The sequence below is a fragment of the Microbacterium sp. Leaf151 genome, assembly GCF_001424225.1.
Taxonomy (GTDB): Bacteria; Actinomycetota; Actinomycetes; order Actinomycetales; family Microbacteriaceae; genus Microbacterium.
Map to the genome: position 1 here is coordinate 406115 of NZ_LMOR01000004.1, position 17542 is coordinate 423656.

The 17542-nt window shown below is 70.4% G+C and carries 13 protein-coding genes; 5 read left to right on the plus strand and 8 right to left on the minus strand.

What is annotated here, in order from left to right; all coding sequences use genetic code 11:
* Positions 1-113: 113 nt before the first annotated feature.
* A complete protein-coding gene (locus tag ASF76_RS12685; protein WP_055958335.1) occupies positions 114-1610 on the minus strand; it encodes a sensor histidine kinase in 1497 nt (498 codons plus the stop codon).
* A 610-nt stretch (positions 1611-2220) separates the two neighbouring features.
* On the opposite strand from ASF76_RS12685, the gene ASF76_RS12690 reads away from it, so the two are divergent.
* Positions 2221-2667 (plus strand): Rv3235 family protein, encoded by a 447-nt coding sequence (locus tag ASF76_RS12690; protein ID WP_055958338.1) that lies wholly within the window; start codon positions 2221-2223, stop codon positions 2665-2667.
* Positions 2668-2842: 175 nt separating this feature from the next.
* Here ASF76_RS12690 and ASF76_RS12695 read toward each other — a convergent pair whose 3' ends face one another.
* A complete protein-coding gene (locus tag ASF76_RS12695) occupies positions 2843-4069 on the minus strand; it encodes a pyridoxal phosphate-dependent aminotransferase (RefSeq protein WP_055958341.1) in 1227 nt (408 codons plus the stop codon).
* Between the two features lie 120 nt (positions 4070-4189).
* Positions 4190-6988: a preprotein translocase subunit SecA gene (gene secA, locus ASF76_RS12700; RefSeq protein WP_055958344.1), complete on the minus strand. Its 2799-nt coding sequence runs from the start codon at positions 6986-6988 to the stop codon at positions 4190-4192.
* A 184-nt stretch (positions 6989-7172) separates the two neighbouring features.
* Between secA and ASF76_RS12705 the strand changes: the two genes are divergently transcribed.
* Positions 7173-8486, plus strand: coding sequence for a hypothetical protein (locus ASF76_RS12705; RefSeq protein ID WP_055958348.1), 1314 nt, complete (start codon positions 7173-7175; stop codon positions 8484-8486).
* 77 nt (positions 8487-8563) lie between these two features.
* Here ASF76_RS12705 and hpf read toward each other — a convergent pair whose 3' ends face one another.
* From hpf to mtrA, 5 genes are all read right to left on the minus strand, one after another.
* Positions 8564-9229 carry a ribosome hibernation-promoting factor, HPF/YfiA family gene (gene hpf, locus ASF76_RS12710; RefSeq protein ID WP_055958351.1) on the minus strand — a complete coding sequence of 222 codons (666 nt, stop codon included), beginning with the start codon at positions 9227-9229 and terminating at the stop codon, positions 8564-8566.
* 93 nt (positions 9230-9322) lie between these two features.
* On the minus strand, positions 9323-9991 hold the full coding sequence (locus ASF76_RS12715) for a ComF family protein (RefSeq protein WP_055958354.1): 669 nt from the start codon (positions 9989-9991) through the stop codon (positions 9323-9325).
* 80 nt (positions 9992-10071) lie between these two features.
* Positions 10072-11730 carry an LpqB family beta-propeller domain-containing protein gene (locus ASF76_RS12720; protein WP_055958357.1) on the minus strand — a complete coding sequence of 553 codons (1659 nt, stop codon included), beginning with the start codon at positions 11728-11730 and terminating at the stop codon, positions 10072-10074.
* Positions 11727-13409, minus strand: coding sequence for an MtrAB system histidine kinase MtrB (gene mtrB / locus ASF76_RS12725; RefSeq protein ID WP_055958360.1), 1683 nt, complete (start codon positions 13407-13409; stop codon positions 11727-11729). Before mtrB ends, ASF76_RS12720 begins: the two co-directional genes overlap by 4 nt.
* Positions 13410-13416: 7 nt before the next feature.
* A complete protein-coding gene (mtrA, locus tag ASF76_RS12730; protein WP_055958363.1) occupies positions 13417-14097 on the minus strand; it encodes an MtrAB system response regulator MtrA in 681 nt (226 codons plus the stop codon).
* A 160-nt stretch (positions 14098-14257) separates the two neighbouring features.
* On the opposite strand from mtrA, the gene ASF76_RS17360 reads away from it, so the two are divergent.
* The 3 genes from ASF76_RS17360 to ASF76_RS12745 are packed head-to-tail and all read left to right on the plus strand — an operon-like array spanning position 14258 to position 17492.
* Positions 14258-15676 carry a glycerophosphoryl diester phosphodiesterase membrane domain-containing protein gene (locus tag ASF76_RS17360; protein WP_055958366.1) on the plus strand — a complete coding sequence of 473 codons (1419 nt, stop codon included), beginning with the start codon at positions 14258-14260 and terminating at the stop codon, positions 15674-15676.
* The gene (locus ASF76_RS12740) at positions 15673-16329 is read left to right on the plus strand and encodes a DUF4129 domain-containing protein (RefSeq protein WP_055958369.1); all 657 of its coding nucleotides are present in this window, start codon (positions 15673-15675) and stop codon (positions 16327-16329) included. Before ASF76_RS17360 ends, ASF76_RS12740 begins: the two co-directional genes overlap by 4 nt.
* An 8-nt stretch (positions 16330-16337) precedes the next feature.
* Positions 16338-17492 carry a DUF4350 domain-containing protein gene (locus tag ASF76_RS12745; protein WP_235561299.1) on the plus strand — a complete coding sequence of 385 codons (1155 nt, stop codon included), beginning with the start codon at positions 16338-16340 and terminating at the stop codon, positions 17490-17492.
* Positions 17493-17542 lie beyond the last annotated feature (50 nt).

Genomic DNA, 17542 nt, shown 5'->3' on the forward strand with positions numbered 1-17542 from the left:
TCTGCCCGGTCATGAAGCGAGGAACGCGATCGGCGGGCGGAACGCCTCGACATCGCGTTCTTGCCTGCGGATGCCGTTTCTCGCGCCCGCGCGCCGACCCGAAGAGCTCCGGCTCAGGCTGACGTGCCGCCGATGTAACGCAACGGGATTTCGATGGTGACCTCGGTCCCACTGCCCATGAGGGTGTGCCAGTCGATCGTGCCGCCGAGTTCGCCCTGGATCAGGGTGCGCACGATCTGCGTGCCGAGCCCGCGGCCGACCTGCCCCTCTGGTAGGCCCACGCCGGTGTCGCGGACGCTGACCTCGAGCATCTCGCCCGTACGCTCCGCCGCGATCTCCACGTCTCCCTCCTGCCCGGCGAGTCCGTGCTCGACGGCATTGGTGACCAGCTCGGTGAGCGCGAGGGCGAGCGGGGTCGCGAACTGGCTCGGCAGGATGCCGAATTGACCCGTCGAGCGGGTGCGCGCGCGGGTGTTCGGCGCCGCCGCCACCTCGGCGACGAGCTTCAGCACGCGAGCGAAGACGTCGTCGAAGTCGACGTTCTGCGCGAGACCCTCCGACAGGGTGTCGTGGACCACCGCGATTGCCGACACGCGGCGCATGGCCTGCGTGAGGGCGTCCCGCGCCTCGTCGGAGTGCGTGCGGCGGGCCTGGATGCGCAGCAGCGAAGCGACCGTCTGGAGGTTGTTCTTGACGCGGTGGTGGATCTCGCGGATCGTCGCGTCCTTGGTGATGAGCTCCTGTTCCTGATGGCGGATCTCGGTCACGTCGCGGCTGAGCACGATGGCGCCGATACGGTTTCCGCGATCGCGCAGGGGAATCGTGCGCAGAGAGACCTGCACACCCCGCGCCTCCATGTCGGCGCGCCACGGTGCACGGCCGCTGACGACGACGGGGAGCGACTCGTCGACGTCCTGACGCTTGGCGGGGAGGATGCGCGCCGTCACCTCGGCCAGCGACTCGCCTTCGAGCTCGTCGTCGAAGCCCATGCGGTTGAACGCTGAGAGCGCGTTGGGGCTCGCGAACGTCGTGATTCCGTCGACGTCGAGGCGGATGAGCCCGTCGGAGGCGCGAGGGGCGCCGCGGCGAGGGGCCGTCGGGGCGGCGAGATCGGGGAACTCGGCCGACGAGATCATGCGGAACACGTCGTCGGCGCAGTCGTTGAAGGTGATCTGCTGACGTGACGGCGTCCGCGTCTCGCCGAGGTTGGTGTGGCGGGTCAGCACGCCGACGGTGGTGACCGCCGCGCCCTCGCGCGAGAGCTCCCGCACGATCGGCACCGCGCGCACACGCGTCGGCGTCTCCTCGAACCAGTCGGGGGAAGCCGAGTCGACGATCCGCCCGCTCTGGAAGGCGTCTCGCACTTGCGTGCGCCACTGCGGCCGCACACGGTCGCCGACGATATCGCGGTAGAACAGGGTCGCAGCTCCCCCGGGGCGCGTGTGCGCGACAGCGACGAACGAATCGTCGGGGGTGGGAACCCAGATCACGATGTCGGCGAAGGCCAGGTCGGCGAGCAGTTGTCCGTCGCCGGCCAGGCGGTGCAGCCACTCGACGTCGGCCTCGCTGGAGCGGCCCTGGGCGAAGACGAGTTCACTGAGTGTCGACACCCTCCCACCCTAGGGGAGAGGGTGGAGGCCGCTGCTTCCGACAGCTGCAGGAAAGAGCGCTCGTGAGCCGTCGGGTGAGCCGGCCGGCCGGCCGGAACCAGGGCGGGGCGACCCGGGGGACGGACCCGCGGACGACGCCCGGGGAACCGATCGTCCACTGCTTCCGCCAGCGGGTGAGGGCGCCTCCTCCCCCGAACGGCGGACATCGTGAGCGGGAGGCCCTTCTGTGTTGATTTCTGGTCCCGTTCGCCTTCTCGTCCACGGCCCGTAGCGCCTTCCCGACGACCTCGAGTCGAACGCCGGGCTGGCACCCCCACGCTGAAGCCCGCGCACATCACGCGGTCCTGACACGCCCGCAACGCGGCGCCGACGACCGCACGCGAAGCCCGTCGTCACGCGGATCGTCGACCCCCACCGCCGGCCCGGCGGCGCGCCGGGGTCGCGAGCCGACGTCGCGCTCGTCGCTCCCACGGCGGCAGCTTCTCACCACCCTGACCTCATCTCGCATTCCTCCACAGACGCCCCGAACGCTTCGGCTCGCGGGCCACCGCTGCCCTACTCTCGGCGTCACCCCCCGCTCGCTTCACGCACCAGATCATCGGAGGGAACCATGTCACAGCCGCACGTCCACACCACCTCGAGCCCGACGCGGCGCTCGCTCGCAGCCGCCTCCCGGTCGGAGGAGTTCTTCGGCCGGCAGAAGACCTCGACCCACGAGCTGCCGTCCGCAGAGACCTTCACGCTCAACATCGTCCGCGGTGTCCTCGAGGTGCTCGCCGGAGTACGCGAGGTCGACCAGCTCGCCCGATGGCTGTCGGAAGATGTGTACCGCACGGTGGTCGTTCGGGCCGGCCTCGCGGCCCGCGCGCGCAGCGCCCGCGGCATGCCCGCGCCCCGGGCGACGCACATCATCCAGAGCGTGCACCTCTCGTCCCCGGCGGATCACGTCGTCGAGGCCACCGTGACCGCGGCGACGCGACTGCGCACCCGCGCCGTCGCCCTCCGCCTCGAGGGGCTGGACGGTCGCTGGCGGGTCACGTCGCTGGGCCTGCTGTGAGCGTCAGGCGGGTCGCAGACACCGTCCCGCGACGACGAACGTCGCACGACGCGGCGGGCGCGTCTCTTCGAGGCCCCGCCGCATGAGCAGCCGTGACCGCACGAGGGGCAGACCGCCGAACGCCGCGTGCACCCGCCACGGCGTCAGCGGCCGAAACCGCGGAGGCGCAGAGCGGTCAGGGACGCCAGGACGACAGGAAGTTGCCGAGCCGCTCGATGGCGTCCGAGATGACGCGCGCTTCGGGCAGCGTCACGATGCGCACGTGATCGGTCGCGGGCCAGTTGAAGCCCGACCCCTGCACGAGCAGTACGTGCTCGGCGAGCAGGAAGTCGTGCACGAACTTGCCGTCATCGGGGATCTCGTACACCTCGGGGTCGAAGCGCGGGAAGGCGTAGAGCGCACCGCGGGGCATCACGCACGAGACGCCGGGAATGGCCTCGAGGCCCTGCCAGGCGGCATCCCTCTGCTCGTGGAGACGGCCGGAAGGAGCGATGAGCGCGTCGATCGACTGCACCCCCGACAGCGCCGCCTGCACCGCGAACTGCGCCGGCACGTTCGGGCAGAGACGAGTGGATGCCAACAGGTTGATACCGTGCAGAAACCCCTGCGCGTGATCCTTGGGGCCGGTGATGGCGAGCCAGCCGGAGCGGTAACCGGCGACGCGGTAGGTCTTCGACAGACCGTTGAAGGTCAGGCAGAGCAGGTCGGGCGCAACGGTGGCCATGGGGATGTGCACAGCGTCGTCGAACAGGATGCGGTCGTAGATCTCGTCGGCGAGCAGCAGCAGCGAATTCTCGCGGGCGATGTCGGCGATGCCGTCGAGGATCTCGCGCGAGTACACCGCTCCCGTCGGGTTGTTGGGGTTGATGACGACGATGGCCTTGGTGCGGGGCGTGACCTTCGAGCGGATGTCGTCCAGATCGGGCTGCCACTCGCGCGACTCGTCGCAAAGGTAGTGGACGGGCGTACCCCCGCCGAGGCTCGTCATCGCCGTCCACAGCGGGTAATCGGGGGCGGGGATCAGCACCTCGTCGCCCTCGTCGAGGAGCGCCTGCATGGTCATCGTGATCAACTCGGACACACCGTTGCCGAGGAACACGTGATCGGTATCGAGCGCGGGAAACCCGGGCTCCTGCTCGTAGCGCGATACCACCGCACGACGGGCGGACAGGATGCCGCGGCTGTCGCTGTAGCCGTGGGCGTTGGGCACCGACGCGATCATGTCGCGGACGATCTGATGCGGTGCCTCGAAACCGAAGATCGCCGGGTTGCCGGTGTTCAGCTTGAGGATGGAGTGCCCCTCGGCCTCGAGTCGGTCGGCCTCGACGAGGGCCTCCCCCCGGATCTCGTAGAGGACGTCTTTCAGTTTCGACGACTGATCGAGAGGGCGTAGCGGGCTCATCGGTTCAGGATATCCCCGGCCTCAGCGGGCCAATCGACACCGAGTGGACCACGCATCGGTCGCCGCGGACGACGAATGCCGCGCCCCGGTGATCGGGGCACGGCATCCTTCGTTCGTTCGTTACTTCTTCTTCGCGGCGCGACGGTCGGCGCGGTTCGACGCCGCGGACTCGTCGGCGGCGTCGGTGCGCTGGCCGAAAGCACCGCGGGCGCCGGTGGGCACCGGCTCCGCCGCAGGTGCCGCGGGCTGCGCCGCCTGACGCAGTCGGTTGGTCGCCGCCTGCTGCACCTGGCCGCGGTCGTTGCGCACCTCGACCTCACCCGCGTCGTTCGCGGCCGAGTACTCGAGGCGCTGCGTCTCGACCGGGGTCGGCGTAAGGCCCTTGGCCTCGACCTGCGCCTCGTCACCCTCAACCTTGCGGACCTCGACCTCGAGGTTGTAGAGGAAGCCGACGGACTCCTCCTTGATCTGCCCCATCATCGACTGGAACATCTGGTAGCCCTCGCGCTGGTACTCGATCAGCGGGTCTCGCTGGGCCATGGCACGGAGTCCGATGCCGTCTTTGAGGTAGTCCATCTCGTAGAGGTGCTCGCGCCAGCGGCGGTCGAGCACCTGCAGCACCACGCGGCGTTCGAGTTCGCGCAGCGCCTGCTCACCGAGCTGCTGCTCGCGATTCTCGTACGCGATCCGCGCGTCGGAGATGATCTCGCGCTTGAGCCCCTCGGGCGTGATGCGCCCCTTGGTGCCGCCGGCCTCGGCGACGACCTCGTCGATCGTGACGCTCACCGGGTACATGGTCTTCAGCTCGGTCCAGAGCGCGTCGAAGTCCCAAGACTCGGTGTGGCCCGAGCCGGTGTGGTCGTCGATCACGGCGGTGATGGCGTCTTCGATGAAGTGCTGCACGCGGTCGGCGATGTCATCGCCCTGGAGCATGTGCCGACGGTCGGCGTAGATGGCCTCACGCTGACGGTTCAGCACGTCGTCGTACTTCAGGACGTTCTTCCGCATCTCGGCGTTGCGCGCTTCCACCTGCGACTGGGCGCTCTTGATCGCTCGCGACACCAGGCCCGACTCGATCGCGACGTCGTCGGGGAAGTTGGTGCGCGCGAGGATCGCCTCCGCGGCCCCCGACTGGAACAGACGCATCAGGTCGTCGGTGAGCGACAGGTAGAACCGGCTCTCGCCCGGGTCGCCCTGACGTCCCGAACGACCGCGTAGCTGGTTGTCGATGCGACGCGACTCGTGGCGCTCGGTGCCCAGCACGTAGAGACCACCGGCCTCGGTGACCTTCGCGGCCTCCTCGGCGACGGTGTCGCGCATGGACTGGTACACCGTGTCCCACTCGGACTCGTAGGCGTCGGGCGTCTCGACGGGGTCGAGATTGCGCGCCTTCATCTCCTGCACGGCGAGGAACTCGGCGTTACCGCCGAGCATGATGTCGGTTCCACGGCCGGCCATGTTGGTGGCCACCGTCACGGCGCCGAGGCGACCGGCGCGGGCGACGATCTCCGCCTCGCGCGCGTGGTTCTTGGCGTTCAGCACCTCGTGACGCACGCCCTTCTTCGCCAGCAGACGTGAGAGGTACTCGCTCTTCTCGACGCTCGTCGTGCCGACCAGGACGGGCTGGCCCTTCGCGTGGCGCTCGACGATGTCTTCGACGACCTGCGCGAACTTGGCCGTCTCGTTCTTGTAGACGAGATCCGACTGGTCTTTGCGGACCATGGGCCGGTTGGTGGGGATGGGGACCACACCGAGCTTGTACGTCGACATGAACTCGGCTGCCTCGGTCTCGGCGGTACCGGTCATGCCCGAGAGCTTGTCGTAGAGACGGAAGTAGTTCTGCAGGGTGACGGTGGCGAGGGTCTGGTTCTCGGCCTTGACCGGCACGCCCTCCTTCGCCTCGATGGCCTGGTGGATGCCCTCGTTGTAGCGGCGCCCGACCAGGATGCGACCGGTGTGCTCGTCGACGATCATGACCTCGTCGTTCATGACGACGTAGTCGGTGTCGCGCTTGAACAACGCGATCGACTTGATCGAGTTGTTGAGGAACGAGATGAGCGGGGTGTTGGCCGACTCGTAGAGGTTGTCGATGCCGAGGTAGTCTTCGACCTTCTCGATGCCGGGCTCGAGCACACCGATCGTGCGCTTCTTCTCGTCGACCTCGTAGTCGACGCCCGCCTCGAGGGTGCGGGCGAGCTTCGCGAACTCGGCGAACCAGCGGTTGGCCTCACCGGATGCCGGCCCGGAGATGATCAGCGGAGTACGCGCCTCGTCGATGAGGATCGAGTCGACCTCGTCGACGATGGCGTAGAAGTGGCCGCGTTGCACGAGGTCTTCCTTGCGCCACGCCATGTTGTCGCGCAGGTAGTCGAAGCCGAACTCGTTGTTCGTGCCGTAGCTGATGTCGGCCTCGTACTGCTCACGGCGCACCTCGGGCGTCTGGCCCGAGACGACGGTGCCCGTCGTCATCCCGAGTGCACGGTAGACGCGGCCCATGAGCTCCGACTGGTAGCTGGCGAGGAAGTCGTTCACGGTGATGACGTGCACGCCCTTGCCGGCGATGGCGTTCAGGTAGGCCGGGAGGGCCGCGGTCAGCGTCTTTCCTTCACCGGTCTTCATCTCGGCGATGTTGCCCAGATGCAGGGCGGCGCCGCCCATGATCTGCACGTCGTACGGGCGCTGACCGAGGGTGCGCTTGGCCGCCTCGCGGACGGCGGCGAACGCCTCGGGCATGAGCTGGTCGAGCGTCTCGCCGGCCTCGAAACGGGCGCGGAGCTCGACGGTCTCGTTACGCAGCTCGTCGTCGGTGAGCTGCTCGTAGTCCTCTTCGAGCGCCCCGGTCGCCTTGACGACGCCCTGTAGGCGACGCAGGACGCGGCCTTCGCCGGCGCGCAGCAGTCTCTCGAGCGGATTTGCCACGAAGAATCTCCATCTGTCGGGTGCGACGCCCGTACGGACGCCGGCCTGCGAACAGGCATACGTGGCCCATGGTATCCGTGTTACCGGTTCGTGACCTGCGAAGGAGCCGCAATCCTCAGGCCGGGTTGCGCGCCCGCAGCGAACACACGGCGACGGGTACGAACCCGCCGCTTAGGATCGAGCCATGGCGGGTTTCTGGGGCAAGAGGAAGCGCGAAGAGCAAGACGCGGCCGACGCGGATCTGGCTCGGCGGGCCGAGCTGGCGATCGTCGCCGCCGACGAGCGGGTGCGTCTCACCTCCGACGAGCTCGATTTCGCGCGGGCCGAGCTCGGCGACAAGGCGACCGAAGACCTCGCCGCCGCCCTCGACTCCGTGCGCACCCATCTCGCCGAGGCCTTCCGGCTGCACCAGCTCAACCACGACGAGATCCCCGACACCAAGGAGGAGCTGCGCACGCGCAACGCGCGCGTCATCCAGCTCTCCCAGTGGGCGGAAGACCTCCTCGAGGAACGCACGCAGGTTCTGCAGCCCAAGATCGACGCTGTGCGCCGCGCACCCGAGACGCTCGCCCGCGTACGCGCCGACCGCGAACGGCTCCAGGAGCGCATCCCGAACGCCCGCGACGTGGTCGAACGGCTCTCCCGCCGATACAGCGATTCGGCGCTCGCGCAGATCGGCGGAAATCCCGAAGAGATCGAGCAGCTCCTCGACTTCGCCGTGCACACGGCATCCGTCTCGGAGCGACGCCGTGAGGCCGGCCAGCGCGAGCAGGCGTCGGTCGCGCTGGAAGCGGCCACCGAGGCGGTCCGACGTGCCGAATCCCTCCTGGATGCCGTGGACACCTTCGAGATCGAGGCGCTGCGCGCCGAGTCCACCCTGGCCGCCGTCGTCGACGATTCCCGCAACGATCTGGTCGAGGCGCGCCGCGAGGCGCAGACCCCCGCCGTGATCGCCGCCATGACGGCGCTCCAGGGCGCGCTCAGCGCGCTGCCGGCATCCGGTACCCGCAGCGACCCCTTCGCCGCACTGTCGTCCCTGCGCCAGACGAACGCCGATCTGGACCACGCCCGGGAACGCGCGGCGCGCCCGGTCCTCTCGCAACAGCAGGTGGACCACGCCATCGATGACGCTGACCGTCAGCTCGCGGTCGCCCGCGGCCTCATCACCGGACACCGGGGTTGGATCGGTGCCGACGCGCGCACGCGCTTCGTCGAGGCGGAACGCCTGCGCGCAGGGCTCCCCCTCGGTCCCGTCGCCGAGGACGATCGAGAAACAGTGCTGGCCACCGCGCGCCGAGCCGGGTCGCTGGCATCCGAATCGCTGCAGATCGCGCAGCGCGACATCGAGCAGTCCCGGCCCGACGACTGGGGCGGCAACGGCTATGGACGCGGGGGCATGGGCGGCCGCGGCGGGGGCATGGGCGGCGGCAACATGGTCGGCGGAATGCTCGGTGGTCTGGTCATCGGGTCGCTGCTCGGCGACATCTTCGACGGCTGAACCGCCTTCGACGCGCGGATGCGAAGGACATGACGAAGCCCCCGGCTTTGGAGCCGGGGGCTTCGTCGTGCATCAGATCAGGACGCGACCTGCGCCACGGGCGGAGCCTGCGTGGCGAGGGCGATCACGCCGTAGTCCCACCCCTTGCGGCGGTAGACGACGCTGGGGTGATCGGTGCGGGCGTCGATGAAGAGGAAGAAGTCGTGGCCGACGAGTTCCATGCGGTCGACGGCGTCTTCGACCGTCATCCACTCGGCGCCGAATTCCTTCTGGCGGATGACGACGGGCGAGTAGTCCTCGTCGTCGGCGGCGCCCTCGGCCTGCACCGGGATGGATCCGGTGGCGACGGCGCGCAGCACCTCGACGGAGGCCGGCTCGACGTCGATGCCCGAGAGTTCGCCGGTGCCCTTTTCGAACTTGGCACCGCGAGGGTGGTTGCGGGCGTCGATGCGCTTGTCTTTCGCGCGGCGCACCTGCTCCGAGATCTTGTCTACCGCGAGGTCGAGTGCGGCGAACTTGTCGACATCGGTCGCCTCTGCGCGGACGACGGGGCCCTTGCCGTCGAGCGTGAGTTCGACCGTGTCGTCTTCCATGCGGCCATTGCGATAGGCCCGATGAGTCACCTTGACCTCGAGCGCGCCGGCGCGGGGCGCCAGGTGCTCGATGCGACTGACCTTCTCTTCAACCACGGTGCGGAATCGATCGGTGATACCGACTCCCACGCCGACGATGTTGGTGTCCATCAGTGACCTCCTTGTTCCGGGTTCCGCCCGGTCTAAGGGCGGAACATCCGTCGCCTTCAGTCATCCCCACGCTAGTGGGAGGCCACCGCCGTGTCACGTGGCAATCACCTCCCATTCACCTTTCGATGTGCTGCGACGCGGCGTGTGCGCGAGTGCGACCGCCCGCACGTCGGTAGCGCCCGCCGCGCGCAGGGCGCGAACCGCCTCGGCCAAGGTCGCACCCGTTGTGACCACATCGTCGACCACCACCACCGGCCCGCTCAAGACGGCGCGGGCCGCGAAGACGTCGCGGACGTTCTCGCGACGGGCGCGATCTCCGAGTCCGCGCTGATCGGCGGGCGCCCGACGCAGCCGTAGCAGCCGCTCGGGGCGTCGACCCGCCCGCCGCACCAGCACCTCGACCGGGCGATAGCCGCGCCGTCGGAACGCTGCGCGCGACGAGGGCACCGTCGTGATCCGCGCCCCCGACGGACCGGATGCCGCGAGCGCCGCGGCCAGCGCGGGGGCGAGGTCACGCGCCAGCGTCGTGCGCCCCTCCTCCTTGAAGGCCCGGATGACCCGCGCCGCGACGCCCTCGAAGGGCAGGCCGCAAACGACGGCGAGATCGGACTCGCGCTCATGGCGTGACGGCTGCGGAGCCAGGTGGCCACGGCACGCGTCGCACAACGACACGTCGGGATCGCCGCACCCCGCGCAGGCGAGCGGCAGCCAGAACGTCAGGGCGTCGCGCAGCGCGGAGGCGACCAGAACGGAAAGGGCCATGCGGCCAGCCTCCCGCGTCGGGCACCGACGCGATCGACCGGACGCGGGGTCGGTGGACGCCCGCCGCCTGGGGAGGAGGGTCAGGAGGTGGTGCCCTGCTGCGCCGCCAGAACACGGATGCCCGAGGCCACGAGCGTCCACGAACTCCCGCGGCGGCTGAACAGACGCCCTTGGTCGTCGAGCACACGGACGCTCGTGCTGCCCGCCGCCACCGTGCGGGTGCCCTCGGGTGCGACCGAGTCGGTGCCGCGGCCGCCCACGCCCAGTTCGTGCAGGGTGCTCACGCCGTCGACGCTCGAGAGCACGCCGACAGTGGTGTCGTCGAGCCAGGCGAGATCGAACGCCCCCGGCTGCGCGAACGAGAGAACGTGGGGCGGGCCCAGGTCGATGTCGCCGTTGGTGCGCTGGATGCCGGCCACCCACACCTCGCGCGTGCCCGAGACGGTCACGATCGCGGCGATACGCGTGCCGTCACGCGAGATCTGCATGGCGGTGATCTCCGCGGCATCCGGCCAGGCGTTGCCGACGTCGCGCGGAACGCCCTCGGCGGTGGTGGCTCGCATCTGCGTGGGTGCCGCCGCGGGAACGCTCCAGATCGCGCCCTCCGCGTCGATCGAGGGGGCGATCAGGCCGGGGCGGTCATCGAGGAGGAACGTGCGCCCGTCGGCGAGCGCGCTCGCGACAGTCCCCTGCTGCGTGCGGATCGCGGCGAGGCTGCGATCGGCTTCGAGCTCGATCGCGGACGGCGCCAGCGACTTGACGGCGTCGGAGAGGCCGTCGATCGGCTCGACCGCATCGCCCGCGAGCGAACCGAACAGACCGATCGAGGTCAGCACCGCCGGCGAGGGATCGACGCGCGTGACGCGCACCGGCACCTCGGTAGCCGTGATGGGTGTGCCCTCGACGGTCATCTGCACGTCGCTGATCCCGGCCGTAGCGAGGCTCCGGGCGAGCTGGGTCTGCATGCGGTCGAGCCGCGTGCGGTCGAGACTCAGCGCCGCCCGCGGCAACTGCACCTGAGCCACACCGTTCTGCGACAGGGTGACCGAGCGCCCCACGAGCGACAGTTCGTCGGGGAAGGCCGACTCCACGGCACCCGCGAGCCACGTGCTGGGCTGCCCGTCGACGAGCGCGGTCGCCACGCGGCTGGCGACCAGGGCGCGGGGGAACCAGCGCACGTCGGGCACGATGAAGCTGTACGTGGGATCGAAGTACGCGATGGATGCCGGTTGGTAGACGGTCGGGAACACCTCTTCGTACAGCACGACCCCGTCGGGGGCGGCGGTGATGCGCCACTGATCCTCCACCCGCGCAAGGGTGAACGACAGCGTCTCGGCCGTGGCGGACGCGGCGGGGGCGTAGGCGCCGTCGGCATCCACCCCGGCCGTCGCCACCACGGACACCGAGACCGACGTGCCGTCCGCTGCGGCCGTGGCGCGACGGTCGGCCAGACGGTCGATCGTCACGCGTGCCCGCGGATCCCACTGGGTGCCCGCCGCCAGGAACAGCTTCGCGGTGGCCCAGTCGTCGGCGGGACCGGAACCGGCGCGGAGGAACCCCTCCACGATCTCGCTGGGTGTGGCATCGTCCTGCGGACCGTCGGGGACGAACGCGAAGGCCTGGGTGTCGTCGATCTGCGGGCCGCGGCCCGGGTTGACGTAGCCGGTGGTGGGCAGACCCGTGCACGCGGTGAGGGCGAGCACGAGTGCGAGGCCGACGAGGGCGAGGGCGCGCCTCATGACGGCCTCCTGACTCCGGGACGGGTCGAGATGGGCTGCGTGAGACCGAGCGCCTCGAGGGCGCCCCCCTGCTCGTCGTCGGGTTCGAGCGGCAGGGGCGAGCCGGTCACCGGCCTGCCGGTGCGCGGCAGGGTGAGCACGAAGTTCGACCCCCGACCGAGCTCGGACCACACCGCCAGGGTGCCGCCGTGCAGGCGCGCGTCGCCGAGGGCGATCGACAGCCCCAGGCCCGTGCCGCCGATGGTGCGCACCCGCGACGGGTCCGCGCGCCAGAAGCGGTCGAAGACGCGCTCGACGTCGTCGGCGCGCATGCCGAGACCGAAGTCGCGCACACCGAGGGCGATGGCATCCCGATCGCTGTCGACCGAGACGACGATCGGGCGCCCCTCGCCGTGCTCGATGGCGTTGCCGAGGAGGTTTCGCACGATGCGGCGCACGCGACGGGCGTCCATGTCGACCGGGGTGTAGCCGCCGGGGGCGACAAGCCGCACGTCGGAGCCGTGCCCCTCGGCCAGCTGCTCCATCGAGAGGATGACGTCTTCGGCGAGGTGGGCGAGACTGGTCGGCTCGAGCTCGAGCTGCACCGACCCCGCGTCGTACCGGCTGATCTCGAGCAGATCGGTGAGCAGCACCTCGAATCGCTGCACCTGCGCGTGCAGCAGCTCGGCAGCGCGGCCCGTCACCGGGTCGAACTCCTCGCGCTGGTCGTTGATCATGTCGGCGGCGAGCTTGATGGTGGTCAGGGGCGTGCGAAGTTCGTGCGAGACGTCGGAGACAAAACGCTGTTGCACGAGCGAGAGATCGGCGAGCTCCTTGATCTGCGATTCGATGCTGTCGGCCATGGCGTTGAACGAGCGGTTCAACGTCGCCAGTTCGTCTTCGCCGCGCACCGGCAACCGCACACCCAGGTCGCCCGCCGCAAGCTTCGCGCTGGTCTCGGCGGCATCCGCGATCGGGGTGGTCACCGACCGCAGGACGAACCAGGCGATCGCCCCGATGAGCACGACCAGGACGAGTCCCACCACCCACAGCAGCACCTGCACGAAGGAGAGCGTCTGCGAGGCGCTGACGAGGTCGTACCCCATGTAGAGCTCGTACGAATCGACGCCGTCCGAGGCGGGGAAACGGAGTTGGTGTCCGACCAGGATGCCGGGGACCTCGCGGCCGCCGTCGGAGGGCAATGCCACCGACTGCCACCACTGCAGGTCGGGGCTCGACTGCACCTGCGTGCTGAGCGCCTCGGTGACCAAGCCCGACTCGAACGCGGGGGAGATGAAGGGCTGAGGAGCCAGCGGTGAGGGCGGGCCGATGCGGTACAGCGCGATGAGATCGCTGGACGACTGCTGCGACAGGCGGGTCGCGATGCCGTTCATCAGGGTCTGCGCCGCGGCCGGGTCGGTGGAGTCCACCGCGGCGTCGAGCGTCGCCTGCGCCGCGGCGGTGGCGCGTTGCGCCTCGAGGAGCACCTGGTCTTTTCGCGCGGTGAAGAGCTCGTTCTGGATGACGAGCGCCATCGCGAGACACGTCGCGAGGATCGTCACCGCCGTCAGCGTGACGGCGATGACGATGGTGCGGAAGCGCAGCGATCGGCGCCACAGCGAGCGCAGGCGGTCACGGGCGAGACGCCAGTCGCGGAGGCCGCGCGGCCGAGGCGGGAGGGTGCGGACCGCCCCCGTCATGAGGTGCTCAGGCCACCGCGCCGGCGCGGTACCCCACGCCGCGCACGGTGGTCACGATCCGCGGGTTGTCGGGGTCGGCCTCGATCTTGGCGCGCAGACGCTGCACGTGCACGTTCACCAGACGCGTATCGGCCTTGTAGTGGTAGCCCCACACCTGCTCGAGCAGCATCTCTCGCGAGAACACCTGCTGCGGCTTCTCGGCGAGCGCGACGAGCAGTTCGAACTCCAGCGGCGTCAGCGCGATGGGAGCATCGCCTCGACGCACCTCGTGGGCGGCGACGTCGACGGTCAGATCACCGATGCGGAGGGTCTCGTCGGCCGCCGCCTGCACCGGCCGCAGGCGCGTACGGATGCGCGCGACGAGCTCCTTCGGATTGAAGGGCTTCATGATGTAGTCGTCGGCGCCCGACTCGAGCCCCTTCACCACGTCGGCGGTGTCGGTGCGTGCGGTGAGCATGATGATCGGGACGCCGGATTCTGCGCGCACCCGCGTGCAGATCTCGATGCCGTCGACCCCGGGGAGCATGAGGTCGAGGAGGATGAGGTCGGGGCGCTCGGTGCGCCAGGCGTCCACGGCCTGCGCACCGTCGGCGCAGAAGACGGTGTCGAATCCCTCGGTGCGCAGCACGATGCCGATCATCTCGGCCAGCGCGGTGTCGTCGTCGACAACGAGGATCCGTGAAGTCATTCGGGTGTACGTCTTCCAGCTCGGACCCGCTCGGAAACGGGCAGGACGCCCGGTGGGGGCATGTCCCATCGAGAGTAGTCGACCTGCCTGCACGAGAGGCGAGCGTGTCGGGGGTGTGTGACACGATGAACAGACCGCCATGTGACGAGGAGGCGCAACCGTGACCGCGTACCCGGCCTGGACTCCGGCATCCCGCCCCGGCATCGTGCCGCTGCACCCGTACGGGTTCGGCACGATCCTCGGCCGCTCCTTCGTCGCCCTGCGCCACAACCCGAAGGTCCTGCTCGGCTTCGCCCTCATCACCCAGGCCGTGGCCTACATCGTGCTGACCGCCGCCGTGGCCGCCGCCGCGGTCGCGAGCTTCACGCGCCTCGACACCGTCGCCCCGGGCAGCGACGACTTCGACGCCATCCTCGCCGGCTCGGTGGTGCTCACCGGTGCCACCGCCCTCGTCCTGGGGGTGGCGACCGGCGCACTGAGCGTCGTCGTGCAGGGCGTCGTCGTCGCCGAGGTCGCGCACGCCGTGGTCGCCGAGAAGCCGTCGCTCAAGGCCGTGTGGGCGCGTGTGAAGCCCGTCGTCTGGCGTTTGATCGGTTACAGCGCCCTCACCGTCCTCGCCACCGTCGTCGCGATCGGTGCGCTCGCCGGCATCGTCGCGCTGCTGGTGATGTCGGTGCTGTGGCTCGGCATCCTCTTCGGCGTCCTGGCCGTGCTCGGACTCGTCGTGGTGTCGCTCTGGCTCGCCGCCAAGCTCTACCTGGTGCCGTCGGCGATCATCCTCGAGCGCGCGCCGGTGTTCCGCGCCATCGGTCGGTCGTGGCGGCTGACGCGCGGGCGGTTCTGGTCCACGCTCGGCGTGTTCATCGTGATCTCGGTGGCGTTCAGCATCGTCGCCCAGATCATCTCGATCCCCTTCAGCCTCGTCGGGAGCCTCCTGCCGGTCATCATCGCCCCGACCGGCGAGAGCGACACCGGCGCGGTGGTCGGCCTGATCGTCGTGCAGGTCATCGGCCAGTTCGGCATCCTGCTCGTGCAGTGCATCGCGCTCGTCGTGCAGTCGACGTCGGCGGCGCTCGTCTACGTCAACGCCCGCATGCGCCTGGAAGCACTCGACCACGACCTGCAGACCTACGTCGAAGCGCGCGACGCGGGAGCCACCGAGCTCGACGACCCCTACCTGGTCGGCGTCGGGCGTCTCGTCGCTCGTCCCGCGCCGATGCCGTACGGGGCGGTCGGCGGGCAGCAGGAGTACATCGCGCCCGGTGGGCCGGCCGGGTACGGCGGACAGCCGGGGTACGCGGCGCCAGGCGGACAGCCGGGATACGGCGGGCCGGTGGGGCAGCCGGGGTACCCGCAGCCGGGACACGCGCAGCCGGCCGCCTGGCCGGGATACGCGGCGCCGGCTAGTCCTCCGGGGTATGACGAGCGATCGCGCGACGACGCGTCGGCCGCGGGCGATTCTGCCCCCTCGACCGCGACCGATCACCCCGCTCGGCCCGAAGCGCCGCCCTCGCGATCCGACACCACCAAAGCGTCCCCGACCACCTGGGCCGCACCCGGGTCGAACGGCGACGCGTGAGATTTCCCGCCACGCTCGCGACAGCCGTCCCGCTGCTGCCCGACCCCGACGAGGCACGGGAGTGGGCGGAACGGGAGCTGGCCGATCCGGCATACCAGGCAGCGGAGCCCAGCGTCGTCGACCGCATCGCCCAGGCGGTGGGTCGTTTCCTCGCCGACCTGCTGCGTGTGCCCGACACCTCCGGGTGGGGCCCGTCCGCGCTCATCGTTCTCGCGATCGTCATCGCCGCCCTGATCGTGGTCGCCATCCTCATCTGGGGACGACCCCGACCGCTGTCGCGTGCAACGCGGCCCGCTCACGCCCTGTTCGACGAGGACGACGCCCGGTCGGCCGACGATCTGCGTGCCGACGCCGCCCGGGCCGCCGCCCGCGCCGACTGGGATGAGGCGATCGTGCTGCGCTTCCGCGCCTTCGCCCGCGGACTCACCGAGCGCGGTCTCGTCGACCCGCCGCCCGGCGCGACGGTTCGCGCGTTCTGCCGCGAAGCGGCCGGCGCTCTCCCGACCCTCGCATCACCCCTCGACGAGGCGGCCGAGATCTTCGACGACGTGCGGTACCTGCGCCGACCCGGCTCCGCCGAGCGTTACCGGGCGATCACCGACCTCGACGACCAAGCCGTGCGCACGCGTCCGACCCCGGCGGCCGCACCGTGAGCGTCACGGTGGCCCCCGTCCGATCCCGGCGGCGCGGAGCCCTCGGCTGGGTGGCGCTGGCCGTGGGACTGCTCGTGGTTGCACTCGTGGGGGGCACCCTCATCTACGGCGGGTACGTCCAGCGCGCCGCCCTCGACCCCGAGTCCGCCGGAGCCGACGGCACGCGCGCCGTCGTGCGGATCCTCGAACAGCAGGGCGTCCGCGTCATCGTCGCGCGTGATCGCTCGGCCGCCGAGCGGGCGTTGGCCGACGGCGAGGCGACCCTCGCGATGCGCGACGCCCCCATGCTGTCGGACGACGCGCTGCGGGACCTGACCGATCGAGCGCGCAATGTCTTCCTGCTCGAGCCGCGCACGCGCGCACTCGACATCCTGCTGAACGGCTCCCGACTCGGCGGCTTCGCCGACGACGAGGCAGTGGCCGCGGACTGCTCCGAGCCCGCGTCGGCGAACGCCGGCACCGCGCGGGTCGGCGAACTGATGACACCGGGCGAGGGCGTCGTCAGCTGCTTCCCCGTCGACGGCGAGTTCGCCCTCCTCACCCTCGAGACGGCGGGCCGCACGGTCACCGCGCTCGACGGGCTCGCGACGCTGACGAACGCGACCCTCCCCCGCGACGGCAACGCAGCCCTCGCCCTCGCGGTGCTCGGCCAGACCGACACGCTCGTCTGGTACATGCCCTCCCCCGCCGACGCCGACCGCGCGGCCGACGCCCCGACGCTCAGCGATCTCACCCCGCCCTGGGTCACCCCCGGCATCCTGTTGCTCATCGTCGCCGCCCTCGTCGCCGCGGTCTGGCGCGGACGCCGCTTCGGCCCCCTCGTGACGGAGCGACTCCCGGTGACCGTACGGGCGAACGAGACCACCGAGGGACGCGCCCGTCTCTACGCCACGGCGCGCGATGCGCCGCACGCCCTCGACGAGCTGCGGCGGGCGACACGGGGACGGCTGGAGCGTCTGCTCGGACTCTCCGCGCGGAGCGACCCCGGTCGGATCGCCGACGCCGTCGCCGCACGCCTGGGCGCCGATCGAGCCCGGGTGCACGGCATCCTCGTCGACGATCAGCCCCGCACCGACCGCGATCTCGTCGCAGCCGCCGATCGACTCCGCGATCTCGAGGCGAGCGTGCGCGCCGCCGTCCGAACCGAAGGGACCACACGATGACCGACAGCCCCGAGAACCCGGCCTGGCCCGCCCCCTCGCACCCGGCGGCG